Genomic DNA, 25,127 nt, shown 5'->3' with positions numbered 1-25,127 from the left:
TTAAATTATTTTACATAGTTTTATTGGATTTTAGTATTTAAGCGTATAAATATTATAAATCTAACTTTTAAGGAGGCTTATATTATGATAACAAATGATATAATAATCGAGCAGTCAAAAAAATATGACAGTTTTTATTTATATGATGAAGAGGGGATTGTAAACAATATAAACAGATTGAAAAATAATTTTGTAGGTGTTGATTTTCTTTATTCCGTTAAGTGTAATCCTCATACTTTAGTGTTGGATACGATATTTAAAAATAAAATAGGTTCAGATGCAGCCAGCTTGAATGAAGTGCTTATAAGCAAAGAAAAAGGTGTATCTAAAGAAAACATATATTATTCAGCACCGGGAAAAAATAGAAAATCTATAGAACAATCCATAGATATAGCTGTTATAATAGCGGACAGCTTATCAGAGATAGAGCTTATAGATGAAATAGCAAGAAATAAAGGAATTGTAGTTAATATAGGAGTCAGAATCAATCCTGATTTTTCATTTACAGGAGATTTTGGCGGTTCATCAAAATTCGGTATAGATGAAGAACAATTTATAGAAAAAGTTCCATCACTTAAAGAAAAGAAAAATATAAAAATAACAGGAATACATGCACACGTAAAAAGCCAAGAGTTGGAAAAAAACAATCTTATAAATTACTACAAAAGAATGTTTAAACTTTCAGAAAAGATTCAAAATGTGCTTGGATATGAATTGGATTTTATAAATTTGGGTTCAGGAATAGGTATAACATATTCACCTGATGATGTAGAAATAGATATAGAAAGTTTAGCCAAAGAAACTGTTGGTATAATAAAATCATATAAAGAAAAATTTAAAAATACAAGAATATTTATAGAAACAGGAAGATATTTAGTAGGGAAAAACGGGATATATGCAACTAAGGTATTAGACAAAAAGCTTTCTCGTAAAAAGATATATGTTATATTATCCAACACATTAAACGGCTTTGTAAGACCTTCAATGAGCAAAACTGTAATGAAATATGCAAGTTCATCACCGATGCCGTATGAACCTTTTTTTACTTGTGAAGATGCTTTTCAATTTAAAGCGTTGACAGATAGAAGTGATATAGAAACTGTAAATCTTGTAGGAAATTTATGTACAGCTATAGATGTGATAGCTGAGGACATAAGCTTGCCTGTGCTTGAAAAAGATGATGTAATAGTAATCACAAATGCAGGAGCTTATGCATCTGTATTAACACCTATGCAGTTTTCATCACAGGAAAAACCTCAAGAGTTATTTTTAAATACAAAAAATGAGGTTATAGAGTAAACGGCTATAATAAACTTAATGAGATATATGAATTATTGAAAAAAAGTTAGATAATAATAAAAAATCAGGAGATAGATAATGAGTGAATTTTATATAAAATCAGATGAAATTTTCACATTAAACGGAGTTTTTTCGGGATATATAAAGATAAAAGACGGAGTTATAGAAGAAATTTCAAAAGTTGCGGATGAGAGTATAGAGATAAAAGACTATACAGGTAAGATAGTAGCGCCTGGATATTTTGATACACATGTTCACGGATATGGTGGTCATGATATAATGGATGCCACAAAAGAAGGACTTCTTGAAATATCAAAGGGAATAGTTCAAACAGGTGTTACATCATTTTTGGCAACTACACTTACAGATACTACTGAAAAATTGGACAAAGCCTGCAAAAATGTAGGAGATAATAAAGATTTTTGTGAAGGAGCGAAAGTTCAAGGAATATTTTTGGAAGGACCGTTTTTTACTGAAGAATTTAAGGGAGCACAAAATCCTGATTATATGACAAATCCTGATATAAATAAATTGAGTAATTGGAAAAAACTTTCAAAAGGTCTTGTAAATAAAATTGCCATAGCTCCTGAGAGAGAAAATAGTGAGGAATTTATAAAAGATGCTTTAAAATTAGGTGTAAAAGTTGCGCTTGGTCACAGCAATGCAACATATGAGCAGGCTAAAAAAGCTGTAGATGTAGGTGCAAATATATTTGTTCACACATATAACGGTATGAGTCCGTTACATCATAGAAATCCCGGAATGGTAGGAGCAGCGCTTTCAACAGAAAACACATATGGAGAAGTTATATGCGATGGACACCATGTACATCCGGCAGCAGTAAAAGTTGTTATGAGAGCAAAAACTTATGATAACACCTTGCTTATAACTGATTGTATGATGGCAGGTGGAATGCCGGAAGGTGATTATAAATTAGGAGATTTTGATGTAAAAGTAGAAAATGGTACTGCAAGAATACAAAACGGTTCTCTTGCAGGTTCTATATTAAGACTTGATAATGCTGTAAAAAATATTGTAAAATGGGGATTAGCTTCACCTTTTGATGCAGTTAAAATGGCAAGCTTAATACCTGCAAAATCCGTAGACTTGGATGATAAGATAGGAAGTATAAGCGTAGGAAGATGTGCAGATATAAATATATTGGACAAAGATATGAATGTTCTTGAAGTGTATATTGACGGTGAAAGAAAGTTCTGATTATATAATATTTTAAATAAGTTTTAGTATAAAAAATTTTATAATATAAATTTGTATGACAATTTAATCGCAAGTGACTTATGTTTTAGCTACTACAAAATAAAAAAGGCGGGCAAAATATGTATGGAGTAATAATAGCAGCGCACGGAGGATATTCAACGGGCATATATAGCGGTTTGAAATTGGTGTGTGGAGAAATAGAAAACCTGAGAGTTGTAGATTATTTAGAAAATCAGACATATGAGCAGTTAGATGCTAATTTAAAAAAAGCTTATGAAGAATGCAACGCTTATGAAGGAGTAATATTTATTGCAGATTTATTAGGAGGAATACCATTTTCAAGGTGTGCATTAAATTTTGGGCATATAGATAATGTCAGAGTTCTTGCAGGACTTAATTTTTCTATGCTTTATTCCGCTGCTGTAATAGAGCCTTCAGGTGATATGGATAAAGATATTGAAAATATATTGAACATTGGTAAAGCCGGCATAACGGTATATAAAGCAAATTAAAAATAGAAAAATTTTGTGGATGACAAAATGCAGCTTATAAATCAAAAAACTATTTATTAGTCAAATTTTAAGATTAGTAAATAGTTTTTTCGATTTTATACTAAAAAGCAATAGAAATATTGAAGAATGTAGTAGATAGATTATGTGACACCATAAATTTATTAAATAAAGATATTGTAAAAGTGTTGCTCATAGGATATGGATTATCTCTACTGTTTAATTGGTTATTAGTATTAAATTAACTTAAAATTATATTTTGATAATAATTTTACTTTTGCTTCAAATAAATAATTAAAGAAATAGTCTATTAGACCGATATTTTTAAAGGAAAATTTAAATTAGAAAGGAAATACTATTTGTAATGAGTAAAAAGATAGACAAAAGAAAGACAATTGTGGAGAGTAAAAAAGGTATATGTTGCACTTTGCTTGCTACAGGATTATTATTACAGACTTGTAGTTATCCTGTGTTTGCTGACACAGGTTCAAGTATATCAAACTTAGGAAGTTTTTATGTCTTAAATACTTCACAAAGTGATTTACAACTTCTAAATGATAGAATAGGAAGCCTTGAAGCGCCGACTCAGGCAGAGGACGGAAATATCGTAATCAATGAGCATTCATTAAACCTTGACGTAGGTGATGAATTTCAATTAAAACTCATCAATATAGACGGTTCTGATGTAAATGATGTAGAGTGGTTTGTAAGAGTTAGGGTACCGCAGGATACTTTATACACTGCTGAAAGTTTTAGTAGGCTAAACGGAGTCAGTATAAGTATTAATGACGGACTTGTAAAAGCTAAAGCACAGGGAAATGTTGAAATATGGGCAAAGAAAGGTGATGCCTTATATAAATGCGTAGTAAATGTAGAAAAAGAAAAAGATTCATTAGTTGAAAAAAAGGTAGAAGAAATAGCTGATAAATTCAGACATCTAAGCAGTGATGTTGACAAGCTTATGGCTGTACATGACTATCTTATAGATAATATAGAATACTCAAATGAACATATAGTTAGCTATGCCTATGGCGCATTAATAGAAGGAAAGGCAGTCTGTCAGGGATATTCACAGTCTTTTCAAAAAATTATAGATAAGCTGAACATTGAGGGACGTACTTTAAAAGGCTGGAGTACCGCAGTAAAACCGGAATTCCACCAATGGAATAGGGTAAAATTGGATGACGGTTGGTACTTTGTGGATGTTACTTGGGATGATTTGCATGAAGACCAATATAGAAGTTATAAGCACTTTTTGATAAATAGTGAAACCTTAGGAAAAAATCATAAAGATTGGGTTTCTTATAATGATGAGGTTGATGGGACTAAGTACACATATTACGCTTATAAAAAGCAAGGTGTATTTGCAAATAATAGGGAAGAACTTGAGCAAATACTTAGGAATCAAATAAATTCAACTAATCTACCTTATGTGACTATAAGAGTAGCTATTCCAAATTCAATTAGTGATAGCGAAATAATATCTACTTTAAAAAGTATAACAGGTGGAAATCCAAGTTTTAATGAGTTAAATAGAGTAAGAGATACATTTGGAACTCATCAGTTTTATTCTTATGAGGTTTCCAATATTCCTGCTAAGCTTTCAAAAGATGTAAGTTTATTAGAAATAAAACCCACGAATAATGTAAATGAAACTACAACTTCTGTAATGCTTACATTTGATCAAGATATAGATGATCTTACTGTAAATGATATAAAAATAGATGATGTTCATAAAACTGCTGTAAATAAAATAGATAACAAAACTTATGAACTTACATTTAAAGATATGATGTTTCAAAGTAGTAAGACTCTTCCTGTAGAAGTAAGTAAAAGAGGGTTTAATATAGCAAACAGCATACAAAATGTAGATATAAACATAGTAAAAGAACAAAAACCAAACGCTATATTTAAAGCGACAGGAGATAGAGAAGGCAGACTTGAAAATGTTGAAAGAGGAATGAGATATGATTTGGGAGATGGAATTTGGCGTGATATAAATTCAAGTGAGCCTGTAAATGTCACAACAAAATATCAAGAGCCCATCTTAATACAAAAACAAAGTACTACAGATTCAATACTACATTCAGATGTACAAAAGATACTTCCAAGAGAAACAACAGTAAGTCCTATGGGAATAAAAGCTGTAAATAGCGTAGGAGATAAAAATAACGGTAAGATAATCTATGTAAATAGAAAGATGGAATATAAGAAAAAAGATGCTCAAGACTGGACAGCTTGCATTGGCAAAGAAGTAACAGGACTTGCAGAAGGTGAATATCTTGTAAGATACAAATCTGACGGACTTAAACTTGCTTCACAAGCGGAAGAAGTTAAAATAAATGTAATACCTGAAGAAAATAATAATTCTAACGAATCTAATAATGGAAATGGTGGTTCATCAACACCGGATGTTCCTGAGCAATCAACTGAAGAACAAAATAAACCAAATCCAAAACCTGACTCACAAAAACCGAGTCAACCAAGCGAAGAACAAAATAAGCCAAGTCAAAAACCACAAGATTCAAAGCTTGATTCTCAAAAAACGCCGGAAGAACAAAAAGATTCACAAAAGCCTAAACAAAAAGAAGAAAAATCAAATTCAGGTAATTCAGGAGGTGGTGGAGGCGGTTCATCAGCACCATCAAAATCTGTACAAAAATCTGATCAAACTCCAACAAAAACTGTAACTCAGGAAAAAGTACAAGAAAAATCACAAATAAGCCAGTCATATCAAGAAACATCAAAAGAAATAGAAGTATCAGATATAATGACTGTGCAAGAAGCAGAAATGACATTAAACAAGCTAAAAGATACAGAACAAATAACATGGAGTAAACAGTCTGTAATAAAAGTAATGCAAAAAGGAATAATGACAGGAGATACAAATGGAAACTTCATGCCAAGGAAAAGCGTAACAAGAGCAGAAGTAGCCCAAGTAATAGCAAATATAATAGGAGAAAAAACAAGTACAAGAAAAATAACAGATGTAGACAACAACAAATGGTATGCAAAAGCAGTACAAACAGTATTAGAAAACAAAATATTCACACAAGACGAAAAAGGCAACTTCAGACCGGAAAGTCAAATAACAAGAGCAGAACTGTTCGTCGTAATAGCAAAATTAAAAGATATAAAACCGTTAGATAATACAAGAGCAAAAGAAGTACTGTCAAGATACACAGATGTAGATTCCATACCATCTTGGGCAACAGGATATGCATCAGCATTAGTAGAAAAAGGTATAGTAAGCGGAGCAAATAATAAGATAAGTGCGAATGATATGCTTACAAGAGAGCAACTGGCAACAATATTTGCCAATATAGTAGAATAATAGCTCTGACAAATAAAAATAAAATTGACATGACTATAAAGCAACACATTTAAAGCAAAAATATTATTAAGTAAGAAAAATATACTAAATAAAAAAGACTGCTGTTCTTTAAAATAAAGTGAACAGTGGTCTTTTTTTATTTATTTTATATTTATACTAAAAGTAAGCCATTGATTTTATTAAAGTGCTATTAAGTTATATCCCATATATTTTTAGCATATATGATTAACTAAATATATCTTATACTAATACTATGTTTAATTAATAGATATATTTATATAATTTGTTTATTTATAGTATACTTAATTTTACTTATCTAATAAATTCTTAAAAACAGAAATATTCATTATTTTATTAACTTTTAATATTAAAAATCTTTTAAAAAGCTATATAATATGAAATAATGCAATAGATGTTCACCCAAATGTATGATATAGAAATCAAAACTGTATAGTATTTCAAATAGAGAATAGTATTAATGTAGATATACAGAATATAATGATATTGTAAAAATATATACATTTAAAAAAATGGAGATTTAAAAAAAAGCGTTGAAAAAAATATTTTCCTACTTGACAAAAATGAAAGAAAGAGTTATTATATTTGCATAAAGCACAATGCATTATACATATTAACTTTTTAATTTAAATTTTTTGATTTTTTAGGAGGAAAAAAATTATGGACTTTTCAAAATACCCTGCAGAACCTTTTAAGATTAAAGTTGTTGAACCTGTAAAAATGATTTCTAAAGAAGAAAGAATAGCAGCTATAAAAGAAGCTGGATATAATACATTTAACTTAAAATCTGAAGATTGCTACATAGATTTATTGACAGACAGTGGAACAAACGCTATGTCTGATTCTCAATGGGCAGGAATGATGATAGGTGATGAAGCATATGCAGGATCTAAAAACTGGGTATTCTTAGAATCAACTATAAAAGAATTATTTGGATTTAAGCACGTTGTTCCTACTCACCAAGGACGTGGAGCAGAAAATATACTTTCTACAATAGCTATAAAACCTGGACAATATGTACTTGGAAACATGTATTTCACAACTACTCGTTACCATCAAGAAAGAAACGGCGGTATATTCATGGATATAATCCGTCAAGAAGCACATGATGCTACTATAGACATACCTTTCAAAGGTGATATAGACGTAGAAAAAATGGAAAGCATAATAAAAGAAAAAGGACCTGAAAACATAGCTTATGTTTGCTTGGCAGTAACAGTAAACTTAGCAGGTGGACAACCTGTTTCTATGAAAAATATGAGAGAAGTAAGAAAAGTTGCAGACAAATACGGAGTTAAGGTATTCTATGATGCTACTCGTTGTGTAGAAAATGCATACTTTATAAAAGAACAAGAAGAAGGATATCAAGATAAAACTATAAAAGAAATATGCCACGAAATGTTCAGTTATTCTGACGGAGCTACTTGCTCAGGTAAAAAAGACGGTATAGTAAACATAGGTGGATTCTTAGCTATAAATGATGATGAATTATTCGGAAAAGCTAAAGAAATAGTTGTTGTATTTGAAGGTATGCCTTCATACGGCGGTATGTCAGGACGTGATATGCAAGCTATAGCTATAGGATTTAGAGAAGCTATGCAATTTGAATATATAGAACACAGAGTTAAACAAGTTCGTTACTTAGGAGATAGATTAAAAGAAGCTGGAATACCAATAGTAGAACCTGTTGGAGGACACGCTGTATTCCTTGATGCAAGAAGATTCTGTCCACATCTTGATCAAGAACAATTCCCAGCACAATCATTAGCAGCAGCATTATATGTTGAAGCAGGTGTTCGTTCAATGGAAAGAGGAATAGTTTCTGCAGGTAGAGATGCAAAAACAGGCGAAAACCATAAACCTAAACTTGAAACAGTAAGACTTACTATACCAAGAAGAGTATACACATATGCTCATATGGATATAGTTGCTGAAGCTTGTATAAAACTATTCAAACATAAAGAAGATATAAAACCGTTGAAATTCGTTTATGAACCAAAACAATTACGTTTCTTCACAGCAAAATTTGATATAGCTGAATAATAACTTGATTAAAACGACAGCTTTATAAAAAGCTATATGTAATTAGTTGATTATTTATTATAAGTTTACTCAATTTTCGCACAATTCATTTATTATAGTAATTAAAAAGACTTAACTGAATATAAGTGCGAGAATTGAGTTTTATTAATATATAGATATGAATCTTTATAAAAAATAATAAATTCAAATATACATAAAAATCAATCAAACCGAAATTATATATATTTTTCTAATCTTAAATTACAGACTGTTTTATTAAAATATATTTTTGTTTTATCAATTTATATTTACTATATTTTTGATTGTGTTATTTGGGAAATCGTTTTAAAAAAATAACGATTGCGAATAAAAATATTTATAGTATTGACAAAAAGCAAGGAGGGTTAGTAATGGGTAATAATAATGAAAAACAATTTAAGTCTAAATGGGGATTTATACTTGCATGCGTAGGTTCAGCAGTTGGTATGGCTAATGTTTGGGGATTCCCGTATAAGCTTGGAAGTATGGGAGGCTCAGCCTTTTTAATAGCATATTTAATATTTATAGTTATATTCAGTTATGTAGGACTGTCTACTGAATATGCTGTAGGTAGAAGAGCTAAGACAGGTACTGTCGGAGCATATACAATGGCTTGGAAATCAGGCGGACAAGATAATGCAATAGGTAAAAATGTAGGTTGGTTGCCACTTGCAGGTTCAATGTGTATTGCCATAGGATATGCCGTAATAATATCATATGTACTAAAAGGATTGTTGCAATCTATAACAGGCAGTATAATGACTGTGGTTCCAGGTGAATGGTTTGAATCATTTGCAATGAAGGATTTTTCAGTTGTACCTCTACACTTGGCGGTACTTATAATAACATTGATTACACTTATATTCGGAGCAGAAAGTATTGAAAAAAGTAATAAGATAATGATGCCTTTATTTTTCATATTATTCGTGTTCATGGCAATAAGAATAGCTATGTTGCCGGGAGCAATCGAAGGATATAAATACATATTTATTCCTGATTGGAGTAAACTTGCAGACCCTATGGTTTGGGTATGGGCAATGGGACAAGCTTTCTTCTCGCTTTCAGTTACAGGTAGCGGTATGATAGTTTATGGAGCATATTTGTCAGATTCTGAAGACGTAATAGATGGAGCAAAAAATACAGCATTATTTGATACAATAGCAGCTATGGTTGCAGCGCTTGTTATGATACCTGCATGCTTTGCATATAATCAAGATCCAGGTGGTGGACCGGGACTATTGTTTGTTACTCTACCGACTATTTTGCAAGATATGCCTGGAGGAAGATTATTTGCGATAGTTCTTTACCTTGCAGTTGTATTCGGTGGAATATCATCACTTCAAAACATGCTTGAAGTTGTTTTGGAATCAGTAAATTTCCGTTTACCTAATATAAAAAGAAATTATATACTTGCAGGATTGTTTGTAATATGTATGGGTATAGGCGTATTTATGGAGCCTATAACTAAATGGGGTCCTTGGATGGATTTAGTTTCTATATACATCATACCGATAGGTGCTACACTTGGAGCTATATCTTGGTTCTGGGTTATGAAAAAAGAAGATTTGATTGATGAAATAAACAAAGGTGCAAAAAAACCTGTATCTGAGATATGGTACTTAATAGGAAAATTCATATATGTTCCTTTTGCACTTATCCTTTGTATAATAGCATTGGTTAAAGGTATTTCTTTCTAATTATTTAAAGTTTGTCGTTATATAGATTATGATTATATAATAAAAATACAAGTTTAAATTCAAATTAAAAAAGAGGGTATCTGCTAAAAAAAGCGGCTACTCTCTTTTATTAAGAACGAGGTTTTTGCAAAATAAAGTAAAATAAATATGTGGCTGTTGCTATGATTTTCAGAATTTTGAAATAGCCATATACTAAAAATTAATAGAATAATAGATATTTTTGTTTTTAAGAGCCTATTAGTCGATACCAATAACCGTTTATAATGTAAATTTTTTATATTTGATGAATTTATAATATTTTATCGATTAGCAATAATTTTGTTGTAATATGATTACACAGTTATTTAATGAGTTTTTAGTATAAGTAAAATTAAGTATATTTAAAATAACTTATATAAAAATATCCATTAATTAAACATATATCCGTATCACTACTGATTATAAGATTTTTTTTCCAAATACCTTCTTATAAATTCCAACGCTAATAATATTGCTATACCGAGTATAAATCCGAATATGTTAAATGTTGAAAAACTTAATTGAGGCAAAGGATTTTTCAGTGTTGTAGGTCCCATAGATATAGCGTATAATGAGCCTATCATTAAGCCTGTTATAAAATAAATCATCTTACTTTTGTGATTTTTAAGTGCCAAGCGTATGGTTTTAATAGAAATGGCAAGTCCGAACAATATTCCAAGACCCAATGCCATAAGCCCCCATATTACTGAAAAATTGAATGTCATAAACTCTTTTATTGCTGTGATTGTCGGAACATAAATTCCGAATATAAGAAGTAGTGTAGAGCCGGATATTCCCGGCAAGACCATTGCAGTTATGGCAATCATACCTGATATGAACACATATATAAATTGCGATGCACTGAGAGATTCAAAATGAATTGATGAATTATTCAGTACAGATGAACGCAGAGAAGATATTGTTATTACAAGAGCTATGCCGAGTATGGAAAATAATATTTCTCCATATTTTCCTTGTATATTTTCCTTTTCAGATATTATTACAAATGGAATTGATGACAAGGTAAGTCCTAAAAATATTGAGCTTAGAAGATATATTTTGCTTTCAAATAAATTGGAAAGTACCGCAACGGACATACCCATTCCTATAATCCAGCCGATTATAAGTTTGGCTATAAAATATATGGCTTGACTTCTTTTTTTCGGATCTTCTTTTGAAAACAGGTAATGTACTGAATCCAATAATTTTTCATAAAAACCAAGTATAAAAGCTATCGTGCCTCCTGAAACTCCTGGAACGCTGTCGGCAAGTGCCATACAAAAACCGTAGAATATATTTATAATCATTAATTATCTCCTGTTTATATTTTTTCTATTTTGAAGAACTTTATTGCATTTTGCTTCGTTATATTGAATATTTCTGTTTCATCCAATCCTTTTAACTCAGCTATTTTTTGCCCTACATATCTCACGTTGGCAGGTTCATTTCTCTTACCTCTTTTAGGCTCCGGAGACAGGTATGGTGAATCCGTTTCTATAAATATTCTGTCAAGTGGTGCATACTTTGCTACTTCTTGAAGATTGGTAGATTTTTTGAAGGTTATGGGACCTGCGAATGATAAATAGCAACCTAAATCAAGATATAATTTTGCCATTTCCTTACTTTGTGAATAGCAGTGCAAGACGCAATCTGCATTTTTTTTATGTTTTTTCAATACTTCATATGTGTCATTTGAGGCATCTCTTGAATGTATTATAAATGGTAAATTAAGTTTGTTTGCAAGCTCTATTTGTTTTATAAACACTTCGTGTTGTACATCTCTTGGAGAGAAATCATAGTAATAATCAAGACCTATTTCACCTATTGCAACAACCTTATTCTCTTCTACAGCCATTTTTTCTATTTTTTGAAAATTATCATCGTTCATATATTTTGCTTCGTGTGGGTGAAATCCTACAGCGCTATATATAAAATTATATTTATTGGATAACTCGACAGATTTTTTTGATGTGGCTAAATCACAACCCGGATTCACTAAAAGAGATATGTCATTGTCTTTCATATTTTTGATAACTGTATCCAAATCTTTTTCAAAATCCTCACTATCGAGATGAGCGTGTGTATCAAATATCATTTTAATCTCCTAAAATATCTGTGTAGTAATAAAAATTTGTGTGAATAATATTTTAAAATATATAATTTAAAAGAGCAATGTATAACATTGCTCAATTATTTGTAAAAGAAAAATTTTATGATACGGTTGCACTATCATCTATGCCGTCTGCATTTAATACAATAAGGTTTTTATCATCTGCAGTAGCTGCTGATAATATCATTCCATGAGATATTAAGCCTCTGAGTTTTCGAGGTTTTAAATTTGCAACGTAGACTATATTTTTTCCGATTAAATCTTCAGGTTTATAGAATCTTGCTATACCTGATACTATTTGTCTTGTATGATCGCCTGATTTTATTTGGAAAACCAATAATTTATCAGCTTCGGGATGTTTTTTTGCATCTATTATTTTACCGACTCTCAAATCCAATTTGTCAAAATCATCTATTGTTATTTCAGATTTTTCTTCAAGATGTTCTTCTTTTTTTACTTCTTCTTTGTTAGGGTCTTCTTTTGGTGCGAACATATCGTGCATTACTTGCAGTTCTTTTTCTATATCGAGTCTTGGGAACAGTATTTCACCTTTTTGTACTTTTGTACCGCCTTTTGTCAAGCCGTAAGTAAGTGCAGATTCATAGTTTCTAAGTTCTTCAGGTGTATTTAATTGTGCAAAAATTTTGCTTGCAGTATAGTGAAGTATAGGGCTTATCATTATAGTTGCAATTCTGAGTGTTTCTGCCAAATCATATAGTACCGCGTTTAATTGTTCTTTTGAGTTTTCATCTTTTGCAAGTTTCCAAGGCATTGTTTCGTCAACGTATTTGTTGGCACGTCTTATAACTTTCCATATTTCCTCCAACGCTTCGCTGAACTGCAATTCATTCATAGCGCTGTCAACTTTTTGAGGCATAGCCTTAACTACTTCTAATAAGCTCTCAAAATATGGAGTGTTTTCTTTTTTCTCTAAAATCACACCGTCATTATATTTTTCTATCATAGAAACTGTTCTTGACAATAAATTTCCGAGGTCATTTGCAAGATCGGAGTTGATTCTGTTTAAAAATGCTGAATTGGTGTAATTTCCGTCCTGACCGAAAGTAAATTCTCTAAGTAAGAAATATTTTAAGCTGTCAATTCCATATCTTTCGATTATCGGTTCAGGATAGACTATATTTCCTTTTGACTTGCTCATTTTGTCGTCAGAAAATAATATCCAGCCGTGACCATATATTTTTTTAGGAAGAGGAACGTCAAGTGCCATTAAAAGTGCAGGCCAAATTATACTGTGGAATCTTACGATTTCTTTTCCTACTAAATGCACATCTACAGGCCAATATTTTTGAAACAAGCTGTCATCGTCACTGCCATATCCGAGTGCTGTTATATAATTGGATAGTGCGTCCACCCATACATAAATAACGTGTTTTTCGTCAAAAGGAACTTTTATTCCCCAGTTAAATGACGAACGAGATACTGATAAATCTTCAAGACCTTTGTCTATGAAATTGCTAAGCATTTCATTCTTACGGCTTTCAGGGAAACAGAAATCAGGATTTTCTAAAAAATGTTTTTTTAATCTTTCGCCATATTTTGACAATCTGAAAAAATAAGAAGTTTCTTTTCTTTTTTGTACTTCTCTTTTGCAGTCCGGACATTTACCGTCTACTAATTGTGAATCTGTCCAGAATGACTCACAAGGAACACAGTAATTCCCTTCATACTCGCCTAAGTATATATCACCTTTATCGTATAGAGTTTGGAATATTTTTTGTACAGCTTTTTTGTGTCTTTCTTCAGTTGTTCTTATGAAATCATCATAAGATATTTCCATAGTCTCCCATGTTTTTTTTATGTCAGCAATCATGCCGTCAAGATATACTGTAGGCTCAAGTCCTAATTCTGTAGCTTTTTTTTGTATTTTCTCGCCATGTTCATCAGTACCTGTGAGAAATCTTACATCATAACCGGTAAATCTTTTATATCTTGCCATTGCATCGGCTGCAACAGTAGTATATGTGTGTCCTATATGAAGTCTACCGCTTGGATAATATATGGGAGTTGTTATATAAAATCTCTTTTTTTCACACATTATTTTTCCTCCAATTTTAATATTTAATCTCACTTATATTTTTATAAAAAGTTATTATTTTCAGAAAATAAATTAGATTTTTATTTACTCTTTATTTAGAAAATAAATTAATATTTTAAAATTCCAATATAACTATAATACAAAAAAATATCAAATAATACAAGAATTTTTGTAAAAAGAATGAAATTTGTAAAATACAAAGATATGATAAAATGTTTAATAAAAAATAACTTATATGTAAAGTGTTTATTTTTTAGATAAATGTATATAAATAATTTATGATATTGCGTTTTTTAACAATGAAAGGAAAGAATGATTTATGAAAGGTACTGTTGTAAAGCTTTGGATAAATACTCTTAAAGGTATACATGGAGAGAATGATATAAATGAAATTATAAAAAGTATAGGAATGGATCCTACAAGAGCCATATCTCCACTTGAAAATGTGGAAGATAGTCTTGTAGACAAGATGATAGGTGCAGTAGCACAAAATTATAATATTACCAAATCAAAACTGTGGAGGATGATTGGTGAAGATAATATAAAAGAATTTTTCAAATGGTATCCTATATTTTTTAACAAGGCTAATATGTTCTTCTTCTTGTGTTCATTAAATAACATACACCAAGTTGTCAGAAAAAGAATATCAGGCGCAAATCCTCCTATATTGGATATAGATATAGTAGGAGAAAAAGAGGCTACTATGACGTATAAGTCCGGCAGAAATATGTTTGATTATCTTATCGGACTTTTAGAAGGAACTAAAAAGCATTTCAATGAAAACGTAAAAATTGAAGAATTATCCAAGGGCAAAGGTATTTTAGTTTTAAAATTGTCTTTTGATTATGAACTTGTAGAGCATAAAAAATACTTGTTTGGAAAAGTTCTATCATTAGGATTTATAAAAAGTCAGCCGATAAAAATATTTTTATTTTCTGTAATACCGGCTTTAATTTTATCAATATTTATAAAAAATCCTTTTGTAATATCAGTAGTATCTGCCGTATTTGCACTTTTAGGAAGTAAAATTCTTATGACTCCTGTTGAAGATGTGAAAAATGAAATTGATAAATTATCTAATAAAAACTATATTTCTCGCAAAAAATATAACACATACGATGAATATGATGAGATATTTGACAGCATAAAAGAGCATAAGGAAAAATTTGCAGAAGGTTTTATAGATTTATCAAGTATGACTGGGGAAATGGCATCATTTTCAGGGGATTTGCTTGAAATATCAAATGCAATGCAGAAAACAAGTGCGGAAATATCAAAATCTGTTGACAGGTTAAATGAAAAGTCTTTGCAACAGTCAAATTATACTGAAAAAAGTGTTTCTATACTTTCTGATAATGTAGAAAATATAATAGAATTGTCAAAAACGGAGATTAACAATAAAGCTGAAGTTGAAAAAGCTGTGCAGACAACTACAAAATCATTTGAAAAGTTAAATGAAACTACGAAAAATTTACAATTTATAGTTGATAAATTTGAAAATTTAAAAGAAAACAGTGACAGATTAAAATCAAACGGTAAAGAAATAGAAGACATAGCATCTTTCGTATCAAGTATAGCATATCAGACAAATTTACTTGCATTAAATGCATCAATAGAGGCTGCAAGAGCAGGTGAAGCCGGTAAAGGCTTTGCGGTTGTGGCTGAAGAAGTAAGAGAGCTCGCACAAAAATCAGAGCAAGCCGCTACAAAGATAAAAGACAATATATTTAGTTTTTTAAGTGATATAGAAACTATGGTATCTGAGATATATGAACAAAATGAAATATTACAATTAGGCACACAAACTATAAAAGAATCTATGGATATAACAAAAATATCAAACGCTCAAATAGAAAAAATATCCATGCAGATGTCATTATCAGCCGATAAATTGGAAAAACAAGCTCAAAATTTGAAGCACATGCTTGAGGATATGAATTTATTATCAGAAACTGCTTATGATAATGCAAACTTGACACAGTCAGCAAGAGATAATGTAAACAGTTATTCAAGAGAATTGGATAAACTTGTTTTAGGAATAAGAAACTTTGAATCTGCAATAGGTCAATTTGACAAGATGCTTTCAGAATATAAACTTTAATAAAAAGGAATAAATTATGCTGTATATATGCCCTACACCAATAGGAAATCTTGAAGACATAACAATAAGAACATTAAATACATTAAGATTTGTAGATGAAATATATTGTGAAGATACAAGACATACAATAAAACTGCTAAATCATTATGAAATTAAAAAGCCACTATTTTCATTACATGAACATAACGAAAATATGAAAAGCGATGAAGTTATAGAAAAAATAAAATCAGGCAAGAATATAGCATATGTATCAGATGCGGGAATGCCAGGAATATCGGATCCGGGCTCAAAATTAATACAGCTTTGTATAGAAAACGGTCTTCAAGTTACAACTTTACCGGGTGCAAGTGCTATGGTTGTAGCACTTGTAAATTCAGGTTTGGATACAAGAAGTTTTACATTTGTAGGTTTTTTGGAAAGAGAAAACAGCAAGAAAAAATCACAGTTGCAAAAATTATTTCAAAAAGAAGAAACGCTTATAATTTATGAGTCGCCGCATAGAATAAAACAGACAGTCAAACAACTCCATGAGGTATTTTTAAACAGAAAAATAGTGATAGCAAGAGAAATCAGTAAAAAATTTGAAGAATATATAAGAACGGATTTACAAACTTTGGATTATATGTTAAATTATGAGAAAAAAGAACTTATAGGAGAAATCATATTAATAATTGAAGGCAATAAGGATATAAATCAAGAGCAAGTATTATCTGATGATGAAATAATCTCGATTTTAAAAGAAAAAACAGATTCGGGATTATCCACAAAAGATGCTGTAAAGTTTGTTTCAAAAGAGTATAATATTAATAAGAACAAGGTATATAATATATCTACATTGTTATCCAAGTAATAAAGAGAAATTATAATTAATTTTTTTATTTATAATTATAGTTAGAAAAAATTTTTATTATGCAAATTATAAAAAGGTGAATGATTATGTATACTTCAGTGCATAGCAGTAAATTTAAAGAGCATTTAAAAAAAGTCTATACAGATTTCAAAAATAAGCATTGTTATATAAAAATGACAGATTCTGTTTTCAATAAAATATATTTTAAACATAATTATATAAATAAACCGAGATACAGCAGCAGTTTCATAGATAGAATATATAAGATGAAACATAGATATATAAACGATATTTTTGTAAACAGCTATGATTATATACAAGAATATGATATTAACGGCAGTTATAACAGTTATTTTTCGTATGGTAGTTATAATTCGTATAACTCATATAACAGTTATAACTCATACAGCTCATATAACTCTTACAATTCATATAATTCATATTATACTTCATATAATTCGTACAATTCTTATGGTTCATACGGTTCATTTGCAAATGCGTACAGTTTATATAATAGCTTTTACGTCTGTACCTACAATAATGTATCCCCTTTTGTAAATTTGGGAATATATCAAGATAAGCGGAGAAATATATATAAAAATGAGTATCAATACATTTCTTGTGATATAAGACAGAATTTTTTTGTCATGGGATACGGATTGGAGCTTATATAGACAATTTTATGTTGGAGGGTTAGACATGAATGCTTTTCATTGTATATGCAGTAAACCTGCATTTTATAATCAGGAGTTTTATATGCAGGACTATCAAATATTGACTATGATATTATCTGCGCTTCAATGGCGGAAAAATGGCGGTAGTATAAAACTTGTATTAGATAAATGTGCTTTAAAATTTATAAAAGACAATTTTTTAGAATATATATGGAATGATATAGAATTATTAAAAGAAGAAGATATAGATTATGAGATGTTTTGGGCAGGTGCAAAAATATTTGCTTTAAAATCTCAAAATGCTCCTATAGCAATGATAGATTTGGATATGATAGTATGGAATAATATGGAAGACGAGCTGTCTGATAAAAAAATAGCAGCTATACATAGTGAACCCATAATATCCAATACTTATAAAGACAAATATTATTTTAATATGAGGCGTGACTACGCATTTGATGATGAATTTGACTGGGAAGTTTTGCCTTCAAATACGGCTTTTTTATACATACAAGACGAAGCATTTAAGAATTATTATTGTGATGAAGCTATAAATTTTATGAAAAATTCAGCCAAAAGCGATGACAAACTATGTTATATGGTTTTTGCAGAACAAAGGCTTTTATCCATGTGTGCAAAGAAAAAAGATATAGATATAGATTATTTGATAGAATTTCCAAAGGCTATAGGAAATCAAGATAATTTTACACATATATGGGGATATAAAAATGTATTGGCACAAAATGAAAGTGAAAACTACAAGTTTTGCAAGAGATGTGTAAACAGAATTATTAAAGATTTTCCTAAAGAAAGTGCCTTGCTTATGGATAAAACATTTTTTTATAAATATATGGATTGATTTAGTATTATTATAACTTTATCTTGGAGAAAATAAATGGATAATATAAATAATATTTTGAAAAAATCTATACTTTTTGAGAACGTTACAGAGCAGGAATTAAAAGATATAATTGAATTTTCAAAAGCAAGATTAATTAGTTTAAAAAAAGATGAATATCTGTTTTATCAGGAAGACGAGCCTGAAAATCTGTATATATTGATAGACGGAGCGGTACAAATAGAAAAAACCGATGTAAACGGTAAAAGAATGATAATGAACAGGTTTGATGAAGTGGGGGTTATGTTTGCTGAAGTTTATGTATATTTCAGCGATAAGTTATATGATTATTCCTGTATAGCCATCAAAAATACTAAAGTTCTTGCCATACCGAGAGAATTTTTTATGAATATAGACAGTTTAACTCAGAGTTATAACTATAAAATAACTCAAAATATGCTTAAAATTTTATCGAGAAAAGCTTTATATCTAAATCAAAAAGTGTTGATACTGAGCAGTTTTACGTTAAGACAAAAAATAGCAAGTTATCTGTTGCAAAGGCTTAGAGAGTGTGAGGGTGAAGAAAACAAGAAGATAAATCTGCTTTTTAAACGTGAAGAATTGGCAGATTTTATAGGAACTACAAGACCGTCTCTTTCAAGAGAAATGTTACTTATGCAGGATCAAGGCATAATAGACTTGGACAAAAATACATTTACAGTCTTGGATATAAAAAAATTGCAAGAAATAATATAATGATTGAAATATAAATATTCTGTTTTTAAAAAAACTTATTGTGAACTCTTTATTTAAGTGATTTATGCTTATATAAAGAGTTTTTTGATTATAAAAATCATATGATATAATTTATCGACATTTTTTGAAAAATAATCTATAAATTTGTAACAAATGATACGGAATTTATATATATTTTTTTTTATAATTAGTAAAGAAAAATAAATTATATAAATTTAAATACTGAAAATTACAGAAAATTAAGATTAAAGTAAAAGCGGAGGTAAATTATGAGCAGTATGTTTTGTTATCAATGTCAGGAAACAGCCGGAAATAAAGGTTGTACAGTAAAAGGTGTGTGCGGAAAGACAGCGGATGTAGCAAATCTTCAAGATATGCTTGTTTGGCAAACAAAAGGATTGGCTATATTGGCTAATAAGTTAAGAGCAAAAGGCGAGCAAATATCCAAACAGGTAAACCATATGGTTTCTAAAAATCTTTTTATTACTATAACAAATGCCAATTTTGACGATGAGGCTATAGTTAGAGAAATACACAAAACTATGGATATGAAAAAAGAACTTTTATCTAAATTATCAGATGAAGAAAAACAAGGTTTAAAAGACGTTGTATTCTACGATGAAAGAGATGCGGCTAAACTTCTTGAAAAAGCTACAAAAATAGGTATATTATCAATAGCTGATGAAAACATAAGAAGCTTAAAAGAACTTATAACTTACGGATTGAAAGGTATGGCTGCATATGTAAAACATGCCAACAACCTCAGAAAAGATGATGAAGAAGTTGACGCATTTATACAAGATACACTCGAACAATTGCTTGATGAGAATAAGACTTTAGATGAGCTTGTAGCACTTACACTTAAAACAGGAGAATTCGGTGTAAAAGGTATGGCACTTTTAGACGGTGCAAACACATCAACATATGGTCATCCTGAAATGACAAAAGTAAATATAGGTGTTGGAAAAAATCCGGGAATATTGATTTCAGGACATGATTTATTTGATATGAAAATGTTGCTTGAACAAACTCAAGGCACAGGCGTAGATGTTTATACTCACAGTGAAATGTTGCCTGCGAATTATTATCCGGAGCTTAAAAAATACCCTAACTTTGTAGGTAACTATGGTGGAGCATGGTATGCTCAAAAAGACGATTTTGAAAATTTCAACGGAGTTATACTTATGACTACAAACTGTATAGTACCACCAAAAGACAGTTATAAAGATAGAATGTATACAACAGGTGCGGCTGGATATCCTGGATGTAAACATATAGAGGGAGAACCGGGAGAGCATAAAGATTTTTCTGAGCTTATAGAACATGCAAAAAAATGTCCTGCACCGAAAGAAATAGAAACAGGATATATAGTAGGAGGATTTGCACATAATCAAGTATTTGCACTTGCAGACAAAGTTGTTGAGGCTGTGAAAACAGGAGCAATCAAAAAATTTGTAGTTATGGGCGGATGTGACGGAAGACAAAAGGGTAGAAGTTATTATACTGAATTTGCAGAAGCTTTGCCAAAAGATGCAGTAATATTGACAGCAGGATGTGCAAAATACAGATACAATAAACTTAATCTTGGAGATATAGGCGGAATACCAAGAGTTCTTGACGCAGGACAATGTAACGATTCATATTCATTAGCTGTAATAGCTTTAAAATTGAAAGAAGTGTTCGAGCTTGACGATATAAATAAATTACCTATAGTATTTAATATAGCATGGTATGAGCAAAAAGCAGTAATAGTATTACTTGCATTGTTGTATTTAGGAGTTAAAAATATCCATTTAGGGCCAACACTACCAGGATTTTTATCACCTGCAGTTGCAAATGTGCTTGTAGAAAACTTTGGTATAGCAGGAATAGGAACAGTAGAAGACGATATGAAATTATTCTTTGAATAATATAACAGAGCCACTTTATTATTTTATGATAGAGTGGTTTTTTATTTTATTTTTTATTTTAAATTTAGAATAATATACTAAAAAAGTGGTATATTAAAAACATAGTAAAAAAATCGTGTTTTATCACTTAACAAATCCCGAGTAATATGCTATAATATACAAGCTGAAAAAAATAATTTAAAAAACTTAGTAAAATCAATTATTATAGAATTTAAAAAAGTATAGTTTTAAAAAAAATAATTTTGAATGAAATATTAATTGATAATTAGTTTTGTTCTGTTGATATATTTATAGATTTTTTTGTGTGTATAGGTTTATTTTATAAAGTTTGTTTATATAAATCTTATACTAAGAATTAATTATAGAATATGATTTATAAAATTTATCATATTTAATACAATTTTATGAGGTGGACAATGGGAAAGCTTTTAGAAATAAAAAATTTATCTGCAAGTGTGGAAGATAAGAATATTTTAAAAAATATAAATCTGACTGTGAATGCAGGAGAGATACATGTGCTTATGGGACCTAACGGTGCCGGTAAATCAACACTTATGAACGTTATAATGGAACATCCTAAATATACGGTAACTGAAGGACAGATAATTTTTGATGGAGAAGATATAACTGACAGCAGAACTGATGAGCGTGCAAAAAAAGGAATATTTATGTCTTTCCAAAATCCTGAAGAAATACAAGGTGTGGATGTTGAGGAGTTTTTGAAAGAGGCTCTGAATTCTCAAGGAAAAGATTATGGAAGTTCGCTTAAATTTCATAAAGAGCTTGTTAAAAAAATGGATTCATTAAAAATGGACAACTCTTATGCTCAAAGATATGTGAATGTAGGTTTTTCCGGCGGAGAGAAGAAAAAAAATGAGATGTTGCAAATGTCTATATTAAATCCTAAACTTGCTCTTTTGGATGAAACGGATTCAGGTTTGGACGTTGATGCTGTAAAAATTGTGTCTGAGGCTATAAAGGATTTTTTTGATGAAACTAAAGCCATCATAATAATAACTCACCACAAGGAAATATTAAAAAATGTTAAAGCCGACTATGTTCATGTACTTAAAGACGGCGAGCTTATAAGGACTTCTGATGCAACATTGATTGACAAGATAGAAGAAAACGGATATGAAAATATTGCAAATCTATAATATAGTACAACTGTTTTTATCACTTGTTTCACAGCTTAAAAAGTGAAAGGAATTTTAATAAATATGGAACCTAAGAAAAAGACATATATAGCTGATATAAATAGGGGAATTTATGATTTAAAAAATGAGTTTACCTATTCACAAAAAACTGATAAAGGACTTAATGAAGATATAGTAAGGGAGATATCAAGGAATAAAAAAGAACCTGAATGGGTACTTGAAAAAAGGCTGAAATCTCTCGAAATATTTAATAAAACTGAAAACCCTACATGGGGACCGGATTTATCTGAATTTGATATTTCTGAAATAACAACATATATAAGACCGAAAGCCGGTCTTGCTACAAACTGGGATGCTCTTCCTGACGATATAAGAAACACTTTTGATGTGCTTGGAATACCTGAGGCTGAAAAAGATGCTCTTGCAGGTGTAGGGGCACAATATGACTCTGAAGAAGTATATCATAGTATTAAACAATATCTTATTGATCAAGGTGTTATATATACAGATTTTGATGCGGCTATAAGAGAATATCCTGACATAGTTAAAAAATATTTCCAAAAAGCAATACCGCCTACACTTCATAAGTATGCTGCATTACATGGCGCTGTATTTTCCGGAGGAAGTTTTGTATATGTGCCGAAGGGTGTAAATGTAGATATACCTTTACAATCATATTATAGACTAAATGCTCCGGGTGCAGGACAGTTTGAGCATACTATGATAATAGTTGAAGAAGGTGCAAATTGTCATTTTATAGAAGGGTGTTCAGCTCCTAAATATGATGTTACTAATCTTCATGCAGGAAGTGTTGAGATATTTGTAGGTAAAAATGCGACTATGAGATTTTCTACAATAGAAAACTGGTCAAGAAATATGTATAACTTGAATACAAAAAGGGCCATTGTTGAAGAAAACGGTAGAATTGAATGGGTTTCAGGTTCATTCGGCTCAAAAGTATCTATGCTTTATCCAACTTCTATACTTATAGGTGAAGGTGCAAGCAGTGAGCTTACATCTATAAGTTTTGCAGGAGAAGGACAATATCTTGACAATGGCGCTCAAGTTTTCCACTATGCGCCTAATACAAAATCTTCGATGAATACAAAGAGTATATCATCAGGTAACGGAGTATGTGTTTTCAGAGGAGTTATAAAATCTTCAGAGAATGCAAACGGAAGTAAATCTACTGTAAATTGCGAGTCATTAATGCTCAGCGAGGAGAGCAGATCTGATACTATTCCTGTTATAGATTTATACACTGATGATATAGATATAGGACATGAGGCAAGAATAGGCAAGATAGATGAGAGCTCTATATTTTATCTTATGACAAGGGGTATAAGTGAGCAAGAGGCAAGAGCAATGTTAGTAAGAGGATTTGCAAATCCTGTTGCCAAGGAATTACCGATAGAATATGCTGTAGAAATGAATAATCTTATAAATATGGAGTTGGAAGGAACTAATGGTTAGGAGGAAAAAATGTTAGCAAATGTAATCTCATCACCTACATTTAGATATCTGAAAGGCAATAAAGCGGATATAGAGTTTGAAGATATAACTCCCAAACCATATGCAAATGTAGACGATAATTCAAAAGCTGAAGAATTAAATAAAGAATTTGAAAATTTAGATATAGGTGTAAATAAAGAGCTTATTCAGCTGAATAATGAAAAAGCAAATGCAAGATATATAATAAAAGTGGATAAGGATACCGATAAGACTATAAAGTATGAATTATCTGCCCAAAATGATGTACTGCTTGATGATATAAAGATACAGGCTGAAAAAAATACAAAGAGCAGTTTTATAATAGATTATAGCAATAAAGAAAATGAAAAGACATTCAGAAATTCCGTACTTTATGTATATGCAAAAGAAAACGCAAATGTAGATATATTTTTGGTATCAAGACAAAATGATAATGCTAAGATATATCAAAGTGTAGGTGTTATAACAAAAGAAAACGCAAATGTAAACTTGTATCAGGTAGAGCTTGGAATGGGAGATAAATTATTTTCTTGTAAAGCCAATGTAGACGGAAATAAAAGTGTGTTTAACATAGACGGAGCATATTTTTTGGAGAAAAAACAGACTTTTGATATGCTTTATAATGTAAATTTATTCGGTGCTCAAAGTGAGTCGCAAATAACAATAAACGGTGTTCAAAAAGACGAATCAAAGAAAGTGTTTAAAGGAACATTGGATTTCAAAAGAGGGGCAAGAGCGTCAAAAGGCTCAGAATCGGAATATGTAACACTTTTAGATAAGACGGTAAGGTCAAAATCACTTCCTATAATTTTGTGCAGTGAAGAAAACATCACAGGAAATCATGCCGCAAGTGCAGGCCAAATAGATGAAGATATGTTGTTTTATATAATGAGTAGAGGATTTTCCAGAGATGAGGCTACAAGCCTTATAGTAGAAGCGAGATTAGTACCTGTAATTGATAAATTACCGGATACAAAGCTTAGAGATGCATTGCTTGGAAATCTTAAAGAAAAAATGACAAGAAGGTAGG

Annotated in this window: 18 protein-coding genes; 15 read left to right on the top strand and 3 right to left on the bottom strand. The window is 30.4% G+C overall.

Going from position 1 to position 25,127, the window contains the following annotated elements; all coding sequences use genetic code 11:
* Positions 1-84 precede the first annotated feature (84 nt).
* The 6 genes from HMPREF9630_RS04080 to HMPREF9630_RS04055 all read left to right on the top strand — a co-directional run bounded on the left by HMPREF9630_RS04080 (position 85) and on the right by HMPREF9630_RS04055 (position 10,136).
* Positions 85-1,299 carry a diaminopimelate decarboxylase family protein gene (locus tag HMPREF9630_RS04080; protein ID WP_009527272.1) on the top strand — a complete coding sequence of 405 codons (1,215 nt, stop codon included), beginning with the start codon at positions 85-87 and terminating at the stop codon, positions 1,297-1,299.
* Between the two features lie 78 nt (positions 1,300-1,377).
* Complete coding sequence (gene nagA / locus HMPREF9630_RS04075; protein WP_009527271.1) at positions 1,378-2,517, top strand: N-acetylglucosamine-6-phosphate deacetylase; 1,140 nt, start codon at positions 1,378-1,380, stop codon at positions 2,515-2,517.
* A 119-nt stretch (positions 2,518-2,636) separates the two neighbouring features.
* Entirely contained in the window at positions 2,637-3,029 is a 393-nt protein-coding gene (locus HMPREF9630_RS04070; protein WP_009527270.1) for a PTS sugar transporter subunit IIA, read from the top strand.
* Positions 3,030-3,390: 361 nt separating this feature from the next.
* A complete protein-coding gene (locus HMPREF9630_RS04065) occupies positions 3,391-6,360 on the top strand; it encodes an S-layer homology domain-containing protein (RefSeq protein WP_009527269.1) in 2,970 nt (989 codons plus the stop codon).
* Positions 6,361-7,038: 678 nt separating this feature from the next.
* Positions 7,039-8,421, top strand: coding sequence for a tyrosine phenol-lyase (locus HMPREF9630_RS04060; protein ID WP_009527268.1), 1,383 nt, complete (start codon positions 7,039-7,041; stop codon positions 8,419-8,421).
* Between the two features lie 389 nt (positions 8,422-8,810).
* Complete coding sequence (locus tag HMPREF9630_RS04055; protein ID WP_009527267.1) at positions 8,811-10,136, top strand: sodium-dependent transporter; 1,326 nt, start codon at positions 8,811-8,813, stop codon at positions 10,134-10,136.
* 431 nt (positions 10,137-10,567) lie between these two features.
* Here the strand turns inward: HMPREF9630_RS04055 and HMPREF9630_RS04050 are convergent, their stop codons facing one another.
* The 3 genes from HMPREF9630_RS04050 to metG all read right to left on the bottom strand — a co-directional run bounded on the left by HMPREF9630_RS04050 (position 10,568) and on the right by metG (position 14,320).
* On the bottom strand, positions 10,568-11,461 hold the full coding sequence (locus HMPREF9630_RS04050; RefSeq protein ID WP_009527266.1) for a DUF368 domain-containing protein: 894 nt from the start codon (positions 11,459-11,461) through the stop codon (positions 10,568-10,570).
* Positions 11,462-11,475: 14 nt separating this feature from the next.
* The gene (locus HMPREF9630_RS04045) at positions 11,476-12,249 is read right to left on the bottom strand and encodes a TatD family hydrolase (protein WP_009527265.1); all 774 of its coding nucleotides are present in this window, start codon (positions 12,247-12,249) and stop codon (positions 11,476-11,478) included.
* Between the two features lie 115 nt (positions 12,250-12,364).
* Positions 12,365-14,320 carry a methionine--tRNA ligase gene (metG, locus tag HMPREF9630_RS04040; RefSeq protein WP_009527264.1) on the bottom strand — a complete coding sequence of 652 codons (1,956 nt, stop codon included), beginning with the start codon at positions 14,318-14,320 and terminating at the stop codon, positions 12,365-12,367.
* Positions 14,321-14,639: 319 nt separating this feature from the next.
* On the opposite strand from metG, the gene HMPREF9630_RS04035 reads away from it, so the two are divergent.
* The 9 genes from HMPREF9630_RS04035 (at position 14,640) to HMPREF9630_RS03995 (ending at position 25,126) form a co-directional block, all read left to right on the top strand.
* On the top strand, positions 14,640-16,421 hold the full coding sequence (locus tag HMPREF9630_RS04035) for a heme NO-binding domain-containing protein (RefSeq protein ID WP_009527263.1): 1,782 nt from the start codon (positions 14,640-14,642) through the stop codon (positions 16,419-16,421).
* A gap of 16 nt (positions 16,422-16,437) precedes the next feature.
* Complete coding sequence (gene rsmI / locus HMPREF9630_RS04030; RefSeq protein ID WP_009527262.1) at positions 16,438-17,271, top strand: 16S rRNA (cytidine(1402)-2'-O)-methyltransferase; 834 nt, start codon at positions 16,438-16,440, stop codon at positions 17,269-17,271.
* 86 nt (positions 17,272-17,357) lie between these two features.
* Positions 17,358-17,945 (top strand): hypothetical protein, encoded by a 588-nt coding sequence (locus HMPREF9630_RS04025; RefSeq protein ID WP_009527261.1) that lies wholly within the window; start codon positions 17,358-17,360, stop codon positions 17,943-17,945.
* 25 nt (positions 17,946-17,970) lie between these two features.
* A complete protein-coding gene (locus HMPREF9630_RS04020; protein ID WP_040465179.1) occupies positions 17,971-18,804 on the top strand; it encodes a DUF6734 family protein in 834 nt (277 codons plus the stop codon).
* Positions 18,805-18,840: 36 nt separating this feature from the next.
* Complete coding sequence (locus tag HMPREF9630_RS04015; protein WP_009527259.1) at positions 18,841-19,539, top strand: Crp/Fnr family transcriptional regulator; 699 nt, start codon at positions 18,841-18,843, stop codon at positions 19,537-19,539.
* Positions 19,540-19,808: 269 nt separating this feature from the next.
* Complete coding sequence (hcp, locus tag HMPREF9630_RS04010) at positions 19,809-21,449, top strand: hydroxylamine reductase (protein WP_009527258.1); 1,641 nt, start codon at positions 19,809-19,811, stop codon at positions 21,447-21,449.
* 416 nt (positions 21,450-21,865) lie between these two features.
* Positions 21,866-22,606, top strand: a complete 741-nt coding sequence (gene sufC, locus HMPREF9630_RS04005) for a Fe-S cluster assembly ATPase SufC (protein ID WP_009527257.1) — start codon at positions 21,866-21,868, stop codon at positions 22,604-22,606.
* 63 nt (positions 22,607-22,669) lie between these two features.
* Positions 22,670-24,079, top strand: a complete 1,410-nt coding sequence (gene sufB / locus HMPREF9630_RS04000; protein WP_009527256.1) for a Fe-S cluster assembly protein SufB — start codon at positions 22,670-22,672, stop codon at positions 24,077-24,079.
* Positions 24,080-24,088: 9 nt separating this feature from the next.
* Positions 24,089-25,126 carry a SufD family Fe-S cluster assembly protein gene (locus HMPREF9630_RS03995; RefSeq protein ID WP_009527255.1) on the top strand — a complete coding sequence of 346 codons (1,038 nt, stop codon included), beginning with the start codon at positions 24,089-24,091 and terminating at the stop codon, positions 25,124-25,126.
* Position 25,127 lies beyond the last annotated feature (1 nt).

The organism is Peptoanaerobacter stomatis, from assembly GCF_000238095.2.
In the GTDB taxonomy this organism is placed as follows: Bacteria; Bacillota; Clostridia; order Peptostreptococcales; family Filifactoraceae; genus Peptoanaerobacter; species Peptoanaerobacter stomatis_A.
The sequence above is the reverse complement of the archived record's forward strand: the minus strand, read 5'-3'. Positions and strand labels throughout refer to the sequence as shown.

Coding starts and splice junctions, on each gene's coding strand:
- sufB (WP_009527256.1), top strand. CDS start 22,670: ATGGAACCTAAGAAAAAGACATATATAGCTGATATAAATAGGGGAATT.
- HMPREF9630_RS04045 (WP_009527265.1), bottom strand. CDS start 12,249: ATGATATTTGATACACACGCTCATCTCGATAGTGAGGATTTTGAAAAA.
- HMPREF9630_RS04055 (WP_009527267.1), top strand. CDS start 8,811: ATGGGTAATAATAATGAAAAACAATTTAAGTCTAAATGGGGATTTATA.
- HMPREF9630_RS04025 (WP_009527261.1), top strand. CDS start 17,358: ATGTATACTTCAGTGCATAGCAGTAAATTTAAAGAGCATTTAAAAAAA.
- hcp (WP_009527258.1), top strand. CDS start 19,809: ATGAGCAGTATGTTTTGTTATCAATGTCAGGAAACAGCCGGAAATAAA.
- HMPREF9630_RS04070 (WP_009527270.1), top strand. CDS start 2,637: ATGTATGGAGTAATAATAGCAGCGCACGGAGGATATTCAACGGGCATA.
- metG (WP_009527264.1), bottom strand. CDS start 14,320: ATGTGTGAAAAAAAGAGATTTTATATAACAACTCCCATATATTATCCA.
- HMPREF9630_RS04080 (WP_009527272.1), top strand. CDS start 85: ATGATAACAAATGATATAATAATCGAGCAGTCAAAAAAATATGACAGT.
- HMPREF9630_RS04020 (WP_040465179.1), top strand. CDS start 17,971: ATGAATGCTTTTCATTGTATATGCAGTAAACCTGCATTTTATAATCAG.
- nagA (WP_009527271.1), top strand. CDS start 1,378: ATGAGTGAATTTTATATAAAATCAGATGAAATTTTCACATTAAACGGA.
- rsmI (WP_009527262.1), top strand. CDS start 16,438: ATGCTGTATATATGCCCTACACCAATAGGAAATCTTGAAGACATAACA.
- HMPREF9630_RS04015 (WP_009527259.1), top strand. CDS start 18,841: ATGGATAATATAAATAATATTTTGAAAAAATCTATACTTTTTGAGAAC.
- HMPREF9630_RS04050 (WP_009527266.1), bottom strand. CDS start 11,461: ATGATTATAAATATATTCTACGGTTTTTGTATGGCACTTGCCGACAGC.
- HMPREF9630_RS04065 (WP_009527269.1), top strand. CDS start 3,391: ATGAGTAAAAAGATAGACAAAAGAAAGACAATTGTGGAGAGTAAAAAA.
- HMPREF9630_RS04060 (WP_009527268.1), top strand. CDS start 7,039: ATGGACTTTTCAAAATACCCTGCAGAACCTTTTAAGATTAAAGTTGTT.
- HMPREF9630_RS04035 (WP_009527263.1), top strand. CDS start 14,640: ATGAAAGGTACTGTTGTAAAGCTTTGGATAAATACTCTTAAAGGTATA.
- HMPREF9630_RS03995 (WP_009527255.1), top strand. CDS start 24,089: ATGTTAGCAAATGTAATCTCATCACCTACATTTAGATATCTGAAAGGC.
- sufC (WP_009527257.1), top strand. CDS start 21,866: ATGGGAAAGCTTTTAGAAATAAAAAATTTATCTGCAAGTGTGGAAGAT.